The sequence below is a fragment of the Rhodococcus sp. WY5 genome (genome assembly GCF_018588185.1).
Classification (GTDB): Bacteria; Actinomycetota; Actinomycetes; order Mycobacteriales; family Mycobacteriaceae; genus Rhodococcus_F; species Rhodococcus_F qingshengii.
In genome coordinates this window covers 3,475,870-3,490,986 of record NZ_JAAMPR010000001.1, presented here as the reverse complement: position 1 = coordinate 3,490,986, position 15,117 = coordinate 3,475,870, and the positions used below count along the sequence as shown (strand labels likewise).

Here is a 15,117-nt window from a genome sequence, read left to right as displayed (position 1 = left end):
AACACCGCACCCGCCACCTGAACTCCTATCGTGCGACCATCAGCGGTATCGAACCACCGCGGTGACGGTAGACCGAACCGAACCGTGCATCGAGCCGCACCCAGGATTTGCTCGCCCGCACCCGAACCAGTTCCGAGGCGTCGATCTGCTCGAGGTCGATGTCGGCGGTCATCGCCTCGGACCCGGTGTGCGGAACGAATCCCATTGCGGTCAAGGCAAAAATAACTCGCATCGAGATCCCGACCGTGCCGGACGGACCACTGACCTCGAGCACGTCCTGATCGAGCAACGACGCCGGCGGACCGTGACTACTTCCATGCTCCAGTGCCAAGGCGTTGCCCCGCTGCGCCAGTTCGATCAGCACCCGGGCGGGTACGTCGTCCAGGTGCTCGAAGCCGTCCATCGGCGGCAACGCCCCACGCCACGCCGAATCCATGGCGAACCCCGGATCGATCAGCTCACTTGTCGCCTGCTCCACCGCCGAGAGCAACTGATCGCCGGCAGCCGAGGTGTCGTCAGGGTTGATGGTGCCCGCCACGGTTCGCGTAGCGAGAGCGTCGAAACCCGTTGACGCCCAAACGCTCAGGTGAGCATCTCCGCGTCGACGCATCCGGATGACCGTGGACTCGTCCAAACGCAAGGCATGACCGATGAAGCCGGCCAAGTTCTTTCGCTCGGCCTCCTCGGGCACGGTCAGTACACGTTCATGCACGTTGCCAGCTCTCCAAGTACTCGCGCTCGGGCCCGCTGAGGCGACGCAAACGTTGAGTGTCGATATCGAAGGCCGCGATCTGAGTCGACGCCACGATGGACGGCGGGACACTGAGATCCGCACCGCGGGGGCGAACCTCGTACGCGATGGTGAAGTCCACCGCGCGCACCTTTTCCACCCACATGAAGACGTCGAGCGGCGAATCGTCGTGCCGCAGTTGGCCGCGGTACCGCACATGGAGATCGGCAATCACGGCCCCGTCACGCAGGGTGACCGTCGGGCGCGAGTCTTCGAACAACCAAGGAATCCGCGCCTCTTCGAGCAACGTCACCATCCGTGCGTGGTTGATGTGCTGGAAGGCATCCATGTCGGACCACCGAACCACAACTTCGGCGTGGAATCCTTCGCTCAACGTCCTACCTCCGATCGGGTGCCCATGCTGCGCACCATGCTACGAACCTGACGCGCCGCCACCGAGAGCGTCGCGAGGTCAAGCGTCCCAGACTCGAAGATCTCGACGAGAGCTGCCCTCGCCCGGCTCAGACGCGAGGCGTTGGTCGACTCCCATTCGTCGATCTTCTCCTGCGGCGACTCCCCCGGCTCGCCGCCGGCCAGAACCTCCATCGTCAGCTGCCGAAGCGAACTGTAGAGGTCGTCTCGCAACGCGAGCCTCGCGAGCGAGTGCCAACGATCGCCGCGCTCGAGTCCCGAGACCGCGCTCAGCAACCAGTCGATTCCCAGATGCGCGTCCAAGGCGTAGTACAGCTCCGCAACTTCGGCGATGTCGTGATCTGCGATGTCGGCGATATCCGCGATGTCGAGCAGGCAGTAGACATCCAGCAGTCGGAACACGTCCAGCGCCAACGCTTCCGGAGCCCCGCGATCGATCACCGATTGAGCCCGCACCAGCAGATCGTCGAGTTGATGGCCCGCAAGCAGCCCCGGGACCAGAGGTGCCGTAGCCCGATACGCCGCCGAGTAACGCGCAACCTCGGCGCCGACGGCGATCGGCTGGGGCCGATTGGCCAGGAACCACCGCGACGCGCGGTCGAGCAAGCGGCACGACTCAACGATCAACTCGTTTTCGATCTCTGCACTGACGCCCGCCGAGCGGATTCGCGACCACACCTCGTCGAGCGCAAACACCTCTCGCACAGCGGCGTAGGCACGGATCGAGTCCGTACTGCTCGCTCCGGTCTCCTCGGCCAAGCGGTAGGCGTACGTGATTCCGCCGTTGTCGATCACTTCGTTCACGAGCATCGTCGCGACGATCTGCCGCCGCAACGGGTGTGCCTTGATCTCCGTTTCGAACCGATCGCGAACAGCGGTCGGGAAGTACTGCGGGATCTGCTGGGCGAAGAAATCGTTGTCCGGCAACTCGGTTGCGAGCAGATCGTCCTTGAGTGAAAGCTTCACGTGCGCCGTCAGCGTCGCCAATTCCGGCGACGTCAGACCCACACCGGCCTCGAGTCGACGCTCGATCTCCTTGTCGGTCGGCAACGCCTCGAGTTTCCGGTCAAGGCCACGTGCCTTGGTCAGATCCGTCAACTGACGGCGGTGAACACCGAGCATCTGAGAAGCGGTCACGCGGGAGATTCCGAGCAGCGCGTTCTGAGCAATGTTGTCCGCCAACACCAGCGCCGCCACGTCGTCGGTCATCGACGCCAGCAACGGATTCCGTTCCTGCGTGGGCAGTAACTGCGAACGCACGAGCGAATCGAGAAGAATCTTGATGTTCACTTCGTGATCGGAGCAGTCGACGCCGGCCGAGTTGTCGATGGCGTCGGTGTTGATGTGACCGCCGCTGGCGCTGAACTCGATTCTTCCCAGAGCAGTGACGCCGAGGTTGCCGCCCTCCCCGATCACCTTGACCCGCAGATCTTGACCGTCGACACGCACGGCGTCGTTGCTCTTGTCGCCAACCTGCGCATTGGTCTCGGTCGACGCTTTGACGTATGTACCGATTCCGCCGTTCCACAGGAGATCCACCGGTGCCGACAGAATCGCCTGCATCAATTCCGGCGGCGAGAGCTTCGTGACCCCCTCGGCCAGACCCAGTGCGATCCGGACGCTTTCGGCGATCGGAACCGACTTGACCGTGCGGTCCCAGACGCCGCCACCTTCACTGATCAGGCTCTTGTCGTAGTCGGCCCATGACGACCGTGGCAACTCGAAAAGTCGTTGACGTTCGACGAACGAGCTCGCTGCATCCGGGTTCGGATCGAGGAAGATGTGTCGATGGTCGAACGCGCCCACCAGACGGATGTGCCGACTGAGGAGCATTCCGTTGCCGAACACGTCTCCGCTCATGTCGCCGACGCCTACCGTCGTGAAATCCTGCGTCTGCGTGTCGACCCCGAGTTCGCGGAAGTGCCGCTTGACGCTTTCCCAGGCGCCGCGAGCGGTGATACCCATGCCCTTGTGGTCGTATCCCACGGAGCCACCGGAGGCAAACGCGTCGCCGAGCCAGAAGTCGTACTTGGCGGCAACCGAATTGGCGAGATCCGAGAACGTCGCCGTGCCCTTGTCCGCGGCGACCACCAGGTAGCGATCCTGATCGTCCTTGCGCACCACTCGATCCGGCGTCACAACTTCGCCGGTAGCCGCGTGCACGTTGTCGGTGATGTCGAGCAATCCGGAGATGAACGTGGTGTAGCAGGCCTTGCCGGTTTCCAGCGTCGCCATTCGATCAACGGCCGGATCACCCGTCGGCAGAGGCGGATTCTTCACGACGAAGCCGCCCTTGGCGCCGACCGGCACGATCACCGCGTTCTTGACGGCCTGAGCCTTCACCAAGCCGAGCACCTCGGTGCGGAAATCCTCGCGCCGGTCGGACCAGCGGAGCCCGCCGCGCGCGACTGCGCCGAATCGCAGGTGGACGCCTTCGACCTCGGGTGAGTACACATAGATCTCGAAAGCCGGCCGCGGCTTGGGCAACTCGCTGATCCGTGAGGGATCGAGCTTGACCGACAGGTAGTCGCGAGAGCGGCCATCGGCGTCGACGACGTAGAAATTGGTACGCAAGGTCGCCTTCACCAAGGAGAACATTCCACGCAGAATGCGATCGGCATCCAAGCTGAGTACCTCGTCGATGGACGCACGCAACTGCTCGTCCAATTCGGCGACGCGAATGTCGTCCTGCTTCTCGGGGTCGAACATCGCCTCGAACAACTGCACCAATGCAAACGCGGTCTGCGGGTGTGTAAGCGCGATTCCTTCGATGTGGAACTGACTGTACGGAAATGTGGCCTGGCGCAGATACTTTGCGTAAGCACGCAGCACCACGGCTTGCCGCCAGGACATTCCGGCCCGCAGCACCAACTCGTTGAATCGGTCAGCTTCTGCCCGGCCGAACCAGACTGCACCGAATGCAGCCGTGAATCGCTTCTGGACCTCGGTCAGCGGGGCGGTACTGGTCTCGAGCGGCACCTGCGCATCGAGGTCGATCTCGACCGACGCCCGAAGATCCGCCGGTACCGACAATCCGAAATCGTAGATCCAGCACTGAACGCCGTCGAGTCGCTGCACGACGTGCGGCCGCTCGTCGAGAACTTCGACGCCGAGTGACTGCAGCACCGGTAGCACCTGGCTCAACGAGATACCGTCGCCGCCGACGAAGAGCGTGAAGCGCCAGGCACCGGGCGCGGAGTCCACAGCACGATAGAGCAGTACGTCGATCGCGCCTGGCGCCAACGCCTCGAGTCTGGCGATGTCGGCCAACGCGCGTGACGGTTCGAAGTCCTCCTTGTATCCATCGGGAAGCACCCGCGAATACCGCTGCACCAGTTCCGGATCCACACCTGGACTTTCACGAACAAGGTCGTTGATGCGGTCGTCCCAGCTACGACTGACTTCGGTCAACAGAGCCTGAACTCGCTCGCGGTTGGCCTCGGAGACATCCAGATGAACCGGCTCACTGTCCGGATCGCGCCGGATCGTCACGTGCAACAGCGCAAGATCGTTCTCGGTAACCCGGGCGGTGTAATCGACTGTGCCTGGTCCGAATTCGCGCCACAACAGGTTTTGCATCGCCAGTCGCACCCGCGTCGTGTACCGGTCGCGGGGTAGATACACCAAGCAGGACACGAAGCGTCCGAACGTGTCCTCGCGGACAAAGAGTCGCACCTGTCGACGCAGCCCGATGCTGTGCACGGCGTGGACGGTCTCGAACAAGGTCTCGGCGTCGCTCGAGAACAACTCGGTGCGTGGGAACGACTGGATGACCTCGAGCATCGCCTGACCGGAGTACGAATGCAGGTCGACACCGGCACGCGCGATGACTTCGCGAACGCGGCGCTCGATCAGAGGAATCGCGAGGACGTTCTCGTGGAGTGCGACCACGGTGAACACACCCAGGAATCTGTGCTCCCCCACGATGTTTCCCTCGTCGTCGAGGATCGAGACACCCACGAAGTACGGGTAGACAGCGCGGTGCACCGTGGCGGGGAACGATCCCTGCGTCAGGACCAGAAGCGGTCGATCCGGGAGATCTGCGACGGGAGGCAAACTCATCGGGCCTTCGGTGACCGCATCGGAGCGCAGCACGCCGAGCCCACTGCCGGCTACCGTACGTGAACCGTCCTTCGTGCCCTCGAATCGCCGGTATCCGAGCACGGCGTAGTTTCCGTCCGCCATCCACCGCAGCAGCCGGGCGGTGTCGGAGAATTCTTCGGGGGTGATCCTCCCGGAGGCAGTTTCTGCGGCACTCTCCAACTCGTCGGCAACGCGCAGTTGCAATGCCTTCATGTCCGGGGTGTCACCAACCACCTGGCGGACGTCCGCGAGCACCTTGCCGAGGTGGGCTTCGATCGCATCGAGAGCGGAATCCTCGACTTCGGAGTCCAACTGGACGTGCATCCAGGATTCTTGGATACCGCTGTCGCCCAAGGAAATCAGATTGCCCGAGTCATCGCGTTCAACCGTCAGGATCGGATGGGCGAATTGACTGATTCCCACACCTTGTCGGTTGAGCATCGCGGTAACGGACTCGACGAGCAACGACATGTCGTCGGTGACGATCTGGACGGCAGCGCCGAGACCCTCGGATCCTGACGGGCGGTACACACGCCATACGGCCGTGCCCGGGGTCCGCTTCCTCCCGAGCGCAAGATGCGCGAGCAGGACTCGATCCGATCGACCGTTGATGACGTCGTCGCTGTCACCCTCGTCGATATGCGTGAAAAAGGCCTCGCGAAGACGCGTCAACAACGTCGCTTCATCGAGGCCTGTGCCCTGCTGCCGTACACGGTCTGTCATTCCTGGCTCACATCCTTGTGGGTTCTGATCGCCGCGACCAATCTCTGACTCGAGACTAGCCGCGGCAACCAGTACCTAGGGTGAACTGAGAAACGAAATCTACGATGTCGTCATCTGAACAAGCGATGCTTCGAGCACCGCGCGTTCGCTGTCCGCCAGCGGTCTGGACTTTTCGGACACCGTGTCGAATCCGACCATCAACGCGTCGCCGAAAGCGCATTCGACACCCGCGTTGTCACGGATGACGTGCCGAACCGTGAACGAGGAAGTCCCGACGTGAGTCGTGAAGATCTCCACATTCAAGGGACCGGACCGATCGGTGACCGGCTTGAGGAACTCGACGGTCATCTTTCGAACCACGAGGTATCCCGGCCGGCCGCCGAGCGGCGCCAGTTTCGCTTCCAGGAACTGGATGCGCGCTTCCTGCATGTACTCGACGTAACGCGTGTTGTTGACGTGACCCAACCGGTCGGAATCGCCCCACCGGACCTGGATCTGCGCTGTGTATACGTCGGACACCGGATCAGTCCCTGGTGAGCTTGCGGTGAGTCACGCGGTGCGGGCGTGCGGCGTCGGGGCCGAGTCGCTCGACCTTGTTCGCCTCGTAGCCCTCGAAGTTGCCCTCGTACCAGTACCAAGCTGCCTCGTTGTCGCCGAAGCCACCTTCCCACGCGAGGATGTGGGTACAGGTCCGGTCCAGGAACCAGCGATCGTGCGAGATCACGACGGCGCAGCCGGGGAACTCTTCGAGAGCGTTCTCCAGCGAGCCGAGGGTTTCGACGTCGAGGTCGTTGGTGGGCTCATCGAGCAGGATCAGGTTGCCGCCCTGCTTGAGCGTCATCGCCAGGTTCAGGCGGTTGCGCTCACCACCGGAGAGGACGCCGGCCGGCTTCTGCTGATCGTGGCCCTTGAAACCGAACGAGCTGATGTACGCGCGCGAGGGGAACTCGGTCTGGCCGACGACGATGAAATCGAGCCCGTCGGACACGGTCTCCCAGACCGTCTTCTTGGGGTCGATTCCGGAACGGTTCTGGTCGACGTAGCTCAGCTTGACCGTCTGACCGATCTTGACCTCACCGGCGTCAGGCTCCTCGAGACCGACGATGGTCTTGAACAGCGTCGTCTTACCGACGCCGTTGGGGCCGATGACGCCGACAATTCCGTTGCGCGGCAACGTGAACGAAAGATCCTTGATCAGCACGCGGCCGTCGAAGCCCTTGTCGAGGTTCGAGACCTCCACGACTACGTCACCCAGGCGCGGCGGTGCCGGGATCTGGATCTCGTCGAAGTCGAGCTTGCGCGTCTTCTCGGCTTCGTTCGCCATTTCCTCGTAGCGATCGAGACGAGCCTTGTTCTTGGCCTGGCGGGCCTTGGCGCCGGAACGAACCCATGCGAGCTCGTCCTTGAGGCGCTTCTGCAGCTTCTGATCCTTCTTGCCGGCAACTTCGAGGCGTGCAGCCTTCTGCTCCAGGTAGGTGGAGTAGTTGCCCTCGTACGGGTACAGGCGTCCGCGGTCGACTTCACAGATCCACTGCGCGACGTGATCGAGGAAGTAACGATCGTGAGTCACGGCGAGGATTGCGCCGGGGTAAGCAGCGAGGTGCTGCTCGAGCCACAGGACAGATTCGGCGTCGAGGTGGTTGGTGGGCTCATCGAGGAGCAGGAGGTCGGGCTTGCTCAGCAGCAGCTTGCAGAGCGCAACGCGTCGCTTCTCACCACCGGAGAGGTGGGTGACCATCTCTTCCGGCGGGGGGCAGCGCAGGGCGTCCATAGCCTGCTCGAGCTGCGAGTCGATCTCCCACGCATCTGCGTGATCGAGCTTCTCCTGCAGCTCGCCCATCTCTTCCATGAGCTCGTCGGAGTAATCCGTAGCCATCAGCTCGGCGATCTCGTTGTACCGCTTGAGCTGGACCATCGTCTCTCCGAGACCGTCCTCGACGTTCTCGCGAACAGTCTTGGTCTCGTCGAGCTCCGGCTCCTGCATGAGGATGCCGACGGTCGCGCCCGGAGCCAGGAATGCCTCGCCGTTGCCCGGCTGGTCCAGTCCGGCCATGATCTTGAGGATGCTGGATTTACCAGCGCCGTTCGGTCCGACGACACCGATCTTCGCGCCGGGGTAAAAGCTCATCGTGACGTCATCGAGGATGACCTTGTCACCGTGCGCCTTGCGCACCTTCTTCATCGTGTAAATGAACTCAGCCATGACCGCCAGCCTATCGGTGTTTGTCCTATAACCCACATTGCGCGTTGGCGCTCACACCGATGCGGGTTCTGCGGACAGTCCGAGGTCATCGACCAGATTCGTCGACATGCTCATCGACCCCCACGAAAACCGCGATGGGGACACCTCCGGGTGTCCCCAGGACGGCTCAGATCATTGCCCTGTGGATGCCCTGCGGTTCGCCGCCGAGCTGCGAGAGCGTCGACGCATGGAAGATGGAGCCAGGCACATGAATCGCATGCGCGAGACCGGCATGCGCATCACGCCAGAACCGCTGCATCGGCGTGCTCAACTGCAAAGCCCCACCACCGGAACGAGCAAAGATCTCGTCCACCGCACGCACCGCCCGCCACGCCGCAGCAGTCTGCGTACGCCGACCGATCGCACGAAGCTCGAACGAAACTTCCTGCCCCTTCTCCGTCATGTCCCAGAAACGATCCACCGTCTCCAAGATCGCAGCCCGAGAAGCAGCGATCTCGGCCGCCGCCTCACCGATCGCGAACAGCACGTACGGATCTTCCTTGATCGGAACACCACTGACCGTCACACGCTCACGCTGCGCCGCCATGTTGCACGCCAACGCACCCTCGGCGATACCGATCAACGACGAGGTGATCCCCAACGGGAAAATGCACGAGAACGGGAACTTGTACAACGTCTCCGTACGACCCGCTTCCTTCCACGCCGTCCCGTCGTACACCTTTCCGGCGTCGATGGTGCGGTACGTCGGCAGGAATGCGTCCTTGACGATCAGATCCTTCGACCCGGTTCCGCGCAGGCCCACGACATTCCAGCTGTCCTGGTCGATGTCGTAATCGGAACGCGGCAGCAGTACGTGCAGGTGCTTCGGCGGCATCAACGGCTTGCCGGACTCGTCACCGACCATCGCGCCGATCATGATCCAGTCACAATGATCGGTACCCGAGGAGAACGACCAACGACCGTTGAGGATGTACCCACCCTCGACCGGCCTCGCCACGCCCATCGGCGCATACGGCGACGCCATCCACGTATCGGGATCGGTTCCCCACACCTCTTCCTGAGCCTTGCGGTCGAAGAACGCAAGCTCCCACGGATGCACACCGACGATGCCGCTGACCCAGCCCGTGGCACCGTCCATCGCGCCGATAGCCATTGCCGTCTCGGCGAATTCACGCGGATGCGCCTCGAGGCCACCGAACTCCTTCGGCTGGAACATCCGGATGACGCCGGAGTCGCGCAAGCGCTTCGCGCTGCCGTCCGTCAAGCGCATCAGCTTGTCGCCCTCGACTCCGTCGGCGCGGATCTCGTCGGCGAACTGTGAAATGTTGTCCAGAACCTGACCCATGATCTTTCCGCCTCCACTGATAGTCGATCAACGACCATTAAAGTAGAACACGTTCTAGAAACTTGCGGAAGTGAAATGGCCGACATTTCTTACACTCACACGGTCTGCAGTTCCGACGGGAGTTCGACGGCGTCGCTACCCGAGGCCGCAAGCAACTGTGCGTATCGCCCACCTTGTTGCACAAGTTCGTCGTGGGTGCCCTTTTCCACAACCACGCCCTGGTCGAGGACCGCGATGAGATCCGCATCTCGAACCGTGGAGAGTCGGTGTGCCACAACAAGAGTGGTGCGTCCGACCATCAGCTCGTCGAGCGCGTCCTGCAACGCACGTTCAGTGCGATTGTCCAAGGCGCTCGTCGCCTCGTCGAGGACAAGGATCGGCGGATTCCGCAGGACTGTGCGCGCGATCGCTATGCGCTGTTTCTCACCGCCGGAGAATCGGTAGCCGCGCTCGCCGACCATGGTGTCGTACCCGTCGTCGAGACCGGAAATGAACTCGTGGATCTGCGCGATGCGCGCTGCCTGCTCGATCTCGGCGTCCGTGGCGTCGGGTTTCGCGAACCGAAGGTTCTCACGAATCGTCGTGTGGAAGAGATACGTCTCCTGCGACACCACACCTACCAGGTCGGAGACCGTCGCCAGATCGAGGTCCCGCAGATCGACGTCGTCGATTCTCACCGATCCCGCAGTCGGGTCGTACAGACGTGCGGCCAAGTATCCGAGAGTGGTCTTGCCCGAACCCGTGGAGCCGACAAGCGCCAAGGTTCCGCCGGCCGGGACCGTGAGGTCGATGTTGTCGAGGGTCTTGCTGTCGGTTCCTGGATACGAGAAGTCGACGTGGTCGAACCGAAGTTCGCCGGACATCTTGGTGCGGTCGAAGCTCTTCGACTCTTCCGGATCCGCGATGTCGATCGGCAGATCCAGGTACTCGAACACGCGACTGAACAGTGCCATCGAGCTCTGCACCTCGACGCCCGTGTTGAGCAGCATCATGGTGGGGCGGAACAATTGTGTTTGCAGCGTGGTGAATGCGACGAGGGTGCCGACGGTGATGGTGTTGCCGTGATCGAGAGTGAAACCGGCAAACCAGTAGACCAGTGCAGGCATGGCTGCGAAGGTGATCGACATGGTCGCCATGCGCCACTTGCCGGCCATCATGGCCCGGAGTTCGACGTCTGCGACTTCCGCTGAACGCTCGGTGAATCGATCCGTCAGAGCCGACTTCGCGCCGGTCGTCTTGCCGAGGAGAATGCCACTGACGGAGAGAGATTCCTCCACCTGGACCGACAGATCACTGAGTAGCTTCTGCCGCTTACCCGAGATCTTGCGGCGCTCGTCACCGATCTTGCGTGCGATACGGATGAACACCGGCAAGATCGCCAGCGAGAAGATGGCAAGCCGCCAATCCAGAAGGAACAGAGCAACAATGGTGGCTGCCACGGTCGTTGCATTCTGCGCGATGGATGTTGCCGTGTTGGTGACCACCGACTGCATACCGCCGATGTCGTTGGCAATACGCGACTGAACTTCTCCGGTTCGGGTTCGAGCGAAGAATCCGAGCGACTGATTCTGCAGATGCGAGTAGACCCGCACGCGCAGTTGGTGCATCAGTTTCTGGCCGATGCTGTTGGACATCCAGGTCTGTGCCACGCCGAGACAGCTCGTGATCACGGCAATGGCGATCATGCCGATGGCCAGAACGCTCACGAGTCCGAGGTTCTTGTCCGGGATCGCCTTGTCGAGCATTTCGCGTAGGAGCAGCGGGCTGCCCAGCGCCACGATCGCGCTGAGTGTGATGACCGCGGTGACGATGGCGATCTGAGTTCGATACGGCGCAAACAGTCCGAGTACGCGTTTTGCCGGTACGGATTCCGCCGGAGTGATCTCGACAGCGGATCGTTCGATGTTTCGCATGTGATCTGGTTTCACGTTCTACCTCCTGGAGGCTTTCTCACCCTAGTTTCATATTGATGAGGTTACCTCACTATGAGGCTGACACCAACAACGCTAGACTGACGCCATGCATTCCCGAGAGCGCGAACTCACCGACGTCGTGATGTCCGTGGCACGGCTCATCCGCCGACGTCAGGTGGCAGCGCTGGAACCATTCGGTCTCTCGCCGTCGCAAAGCCGAGCGCTGCGAGTACTGACCCGAGTGGGCGAGCCGGTTCGACTCGGGTTTCTTGCCGAGCGATTGCGCATCGTTCCGCGGTCGGCGACCGACGTCGTGGATTCCCTCGAAGAGGCCGGATGGGTGCGCCGCACTCCCGATCCGAACGATCGGCGAGCCGTGTTACTCGAGCTCACCGACGCCGGCGCTACCCTCGCTGCCGACGTCGCAAAAGCTCAACGACGCGAATCTTCGGATGTGTTCGACGACCTCGACGAATCGGAGCGAGCAACTCTCACCGAACTTCTCGAGCGAGTGGACGCGGGGCACGACTCGCGGCCCCGCGACTGCCCGAAACCTTCGGTCTGAGTCCTCACGCAGCGACGGTGTCGACTGCGTCCTCGACATTCTCCGCCGACGTCGGCTTACTCTGACGCTCGATCTTCGAGATGCAACGAGCAAGGTCCGCGCCTACCGCAGTCGCCCGTAGCTCGAGATCGGAACGAGGCACACCCTCTTTGGTCGTGTACTCGTTGGTGCGCAACTCCCCCGCCACCATGACCGGATCACCCTTCATGATGGATGCGCCGACGCCGGTGACCAACCGCCGCCAGCAACTCACCGTGAGATAGAGGGTCGCTCCGTCCGTCCACTCTCCGGTCACCGCGTCTTTGCGACGCGTGTTGCTCGCCATCCGAAAGCTCAGCACCTCTTCGCCATTGGTGGTCTGCCGCTTCACCGGATTGGTGATGACGGTTCCGACAACCGTTGCATGCGTTTCGTACATGTCCGATCCCCCTTCGAACTCCAGAACCCGCCAACTGCCGCGGGGCCGATCATTGCGTCGGCAGTTTCGATTGTGGAACGACAAACGCGTGGCTCGGGATCTTCGATTTCCACCTGTGCATCGGTGGAACAGCTGTGGAGAAACAGCACTGCCCGAGCCAAACGGCCCGGGCAGTGTCGGAGCTAAGTGCTAGTGGAGGATTCGTCGGATTTCTTCTCGCTGGGTGTCTCGTCCGCAGAGTCCTCGCTTGCAGTCTCCGCGTCAGCAGCCTCACGCGGTTTCCACCCCTCGCGGTCCCGCCTGGCCAATTCGGCGAACATAGCGTTGTGAGCAGCGAGGTCGGCGTCGTGGTCACGCTCGGCCGCACGGTCGGTTCGGCGCGCTGTCCTGCCATCGCTGCGCGACCACTGAACCAGTAGCGCGAGCATGACCACCATGAGCGGGATCTCGCCGGTCGCCCACGCGATGCTGCCGCCCAGCTGCTGATCGCCGATCAGGTCGTTGTTCCAGCCGAGGCCGAGCGAACGGAAGTACGCGCCGCCCATGACGGCGGTAGTGCTCATCAATGCCACGCCGAAGAAGGCGTGGAACGGAAGCGAGCCGAAGACCATTGCCAGCTTGGTCACCGGCTGCAATTGGCGTGGTGACGGGTCGATTCCGATCGCCACCCAGTAGAAGAGATAGCCGCTGAGGATGAAGTGCAGGTTCATCAGCAGGTGAGCGCTGTGCGAGTCGACCGTCGCACCGTAGATTCCGCCGAGATACAGCGCGTAGAAACCGCCGACAAAGAGAACTGCCGCCACGATCGGGTGAGTGATGAATCGCGAGAACGGGCTGTGCAGCGCGGTCAGAATCCACTCGCGAATGCCGGGCACGCCGTCCTTGCCTGCCGGATCCAGGGCCCGCAGAGCCAAAGTGATCGGCGCACCCAGAACCAGCAGGACTGGTCCCAACATCGACAGCGCCATGTGAGCACCCATGTGAACGCTGAAGACTGCCGGTGCGTATTTGCCGACGCCCGACGACGTGGCGATCAGGAGCACCGCACAACCGCTCATCCAGGCGATGGTTCGGCCGACAGGCCAGGAATCCCCACGCTTGGCCAGCTTGCGCAGGCCGATTCCGTACAGAATCGCCGCAGCAACGGCGGCGGTGCCGAACATGAGGTCGAATCGCCAGTCCGTCACGAAGGCCATGAACGACGGCGGGTCCGGAAGGTTGTAACCGAGTTCGACCTCGGGGATCGAGGGAATCGACAGCGGAGGGGGCGGCGGGGTGCGACCGAGGCCGATCGCGAGGCCGATGGTTGCCGCCATCACGATGCCTTCAGCGCCGGCAAATCGAATCAGGGCAGAGCGACTCTTGGGGTTCTCCGCCAGCGCCGGTAGCGCCCGACTCCGCTGAGCCCAACCGAAGAACCCGAGGATGATCAGTGCAACTGTTTTCGCGACGATCAATCGTCCATACGTCGTGGTGAGTACGTCGTCGAGAGGCAGACGGACAATCGCGTTGATGACGCCGCTGAATCCCATGACGACGAAGCAGATGGATGCGACCGTCGAAAAGCGTCGGGCGGCGACGTCGGTGTAATCGCCACCACGTCGGGCGTGTGCCAATAGCGCGAACAGGCCGCCGGCCCAGAGCGAAGCCGCCACGAGGTGCAGGATCAGGCTGTTGGTGGCGATGTCATGCGAGCCGCCGGAAGACGAGTGACCGGTGAGAGCGAGCGGCATCAGTCCGAGGAGACCGATCAGCAGCAGGAGCGGAGTCCACCACCAGCGCAGTGTCAGTCGGGCCAGGATCGCCAGAACAACCGCGATGATGGCCGTCCAACGCCAAGCGCCGGCGATCTCGACCTGATCGAGTCCCGACCACAGGTTCGCCGGTTTGACGGCTTCGGCAAACGGCTGACCCGACGTGTCGGAAAGCGTCAGAGGCACCATCATGAACGAACAGATCGCCCACACGATCGCGGCGTGCGACGCGGTTCGGACGGCGCGATAACCGTCGACGTCGAGGACGCCCGACTTCTGCGGCGGCACGAAGAACGCGGCCAGCAGCAGTGACCCGATCGCGATGACCGCGGCGATCTCCCCCAGTGCCCGCATCGCGGGCAGGCCGTACGTGGTGATCGGGCCTGGATCCGGGATGCCCAGAAGAGTCAGTGCCTGCGACGCGGAGAATCCCACCACAATGGCTGCGGTGAGCCCTGCGATGAGTCCACTGACCACGAATATGGCGGTCGAAGAAGCGGGTGCACCGCTGTGCGGAGTGGACTCCGGTGGGGAATCTGTCGGCGCGAGGTCGGGTGTAGCCATACCTCAAGGGTAGGACCTTCGCGAACCGACTACGACAACGCGTCGGAGTTGGGCGGCGCGCGTCACATCCCGAACCCTCGAGTATGATGTTCCACGCGCCTCCGTAGCTCAGGGGATAGAGCAAGAGCCTTCTAATCTCTTGGTCGCAGGTTCGAATCCTGCCGGGGGCACCAAAGTAGTCACATTCAAACCTGCGCCTAGAGGCGCAGATTTTTGCGTGGTTAGGTTAGCCCGCCTGGATGTCAGAAGTTTAGAGCCAGCACCGAACAGCGTTCCACCGAGTTCGCCGAATGGGACAGAGTGCAGCCAGTTCCATGCGCCAAGATCGAGGCCAGACAGCCAACCATTCGTGGCAATCAAGAGGACACCCGTCAACGTCAGGCCCGC

Annotated in this window: 10 protein-coding genes and 1 tRNA gene; 2 read left to right on the top strand and 9 right to left on the bottom strand. The window is 62.5% G+C overall.

What is annotated here, in order from left to right:
* Positions 1-25 precede the first annotated feature (25 nt).
* The 7 genes from G4D79_RS16300 to G4D79_RS16270 all read right to left on the bottom strand — a co-directional run bounded on the left by G4D79_RS16300 (position 26) and on the right by G4D79_RS16270 (position 11,429).
* Positions 26-712 (bottom strand): hypothetical protein, encoded by a 687-nt coding sequence (locus G4D79_RS16300; RefSeq protein WP_099698197.1) that lies wholly within the window; start codon positions 710-712, stop codon positions 26-28.
* On the bottom strand, positions 705-1,124 hold the full coding sequence (locus G4D79_RS16295; RefSeq protein ID WP_003944573.1) for a thioesterase family protein: 420 nt from the start codon (positions 1,122-1,124) through the stop codon (positions 705-707). The genes G4D79_RS16300 and G4D79_RS16295 overlap by 8 nt, the downstream gene beginning before the upstream one ends.
* On the bottom strand, positions 1,121-5,968 hold the full coding sequence (locus G4D79_RS16290; protein WP_099698196.1) for an NAD-glutamate dehydrogenase: 4,848 nt from the start codon (positions 5,966-5,968) through the stop codon (positions 1,121-1,123). Before G4D79_RS16290 ends, G4D79_RS16295 begins: the two co-directional genes overlap by 4 nt.
* Before the next feature lie 99 nt (positions 5,969-6,067).
* Positions 6,068-6,487 (bottom strand): thioesterase family protein, encoded by a 420-nt coding sequence (locus tag G4D79_RS16285; protein ID WP_003944475.1) that lies wholly within the window; start codon positions 6,485-6,487, stop codon positions 6,068-6,070.
* A 4-nt stretch (positions 6,488-6,491) separates the two neighbouring features.
* Positions 6,492-8,171 (bottom strand): energy-dependent translational throttle protein EttA, encoded by a 1,680-nt coding sequence (gene ettA / locus G4D79_RS16280; protein WP_007730925.1) that lies wholly within the window; start codon positions 8,169-8,171, stop codon positions 6,492-6,494.
* Positions 8,172-8,337: 166 nt separating this feature from the next.
* A complete protein-coding gene (locus tag G4D79_RS16275; RefSeq protein ID WP_214514246.1) occupies positions 8,338-9,516 on the bottom strand; it encodes an acyl-CoA dehydrogenase family protein in 1,179 nt (392 codons plus the stop codon).
* A gap of 95 nt (positions 9,517-9,611) precedes the next feature.
* A complete protein-coding gene (locus tag G4D79_RS16270) occupies positions 9,612-11,429 on the bottom strand; it encodes an ABC transporter ATP-binding protein (protein WP_054801009.1) in 1,818 nt (605 codons plus the stop codon).
* Positions 11,430-11,535: 106 nt separating this feature from the next.
* On the opposite strand from G4D79_RS16270, the gene G4D79_RS16265 reads away from it, so the two are divergent.
* A complete protein-coding gene (locus tag G4D79_RS16265) occupies positions 11,536-11,994 on the top strand; it encodes a MarR family winged helix-turn-helix transcriptional regulator (RefSeq protein ID WP_003945320.1) in 459 nt (152 codons plus the stop codon).
* A gap of 4 nt (positions 11,995-11,998) precedes the next feature.
* Here the strand turns inward: G4D79_RS16265 and ssb are convergent, their stop codons facing one another.
* Together ssb and G4D79_RS16255 are read right to left on the bottom strand one after the other, a co-directional pair.
* Entirely contained in the window at positions 11,999-12,412 is a 414-nt protein-coding gene (gene ssb, locus G4D79_RS16260; RefSeq protein WP_007733347.1) for a single-stranded DNA-binding protein, read from the bottom strand.
* A gap of 182 nt (positions 12,413-12,594) precedes the next feature.
* Complete coding sequence (locus G4D79_RS16255) at positions 12,595-14,730, bottom strand: cytochrome c oxidase assembly protein (protein WP_099699153.1); 2,136 nt, start codon at positions 14,728-14,730, stop codon at positions 12,595-12,597.
* 97 nt (positions 14,731-14,827) lie between these two features.
* Between G4D79_RS16255 and G4D79_RS16250 the strand changes: the two genes are divergently transcribed.
* Positions 14,828-14,903: transfer RNA gene (locus G4D79_RS16250), tRNA-Arg, on the top strand.
* Positions 14,904-15,117: the final 214 nt, after the last annotated feature.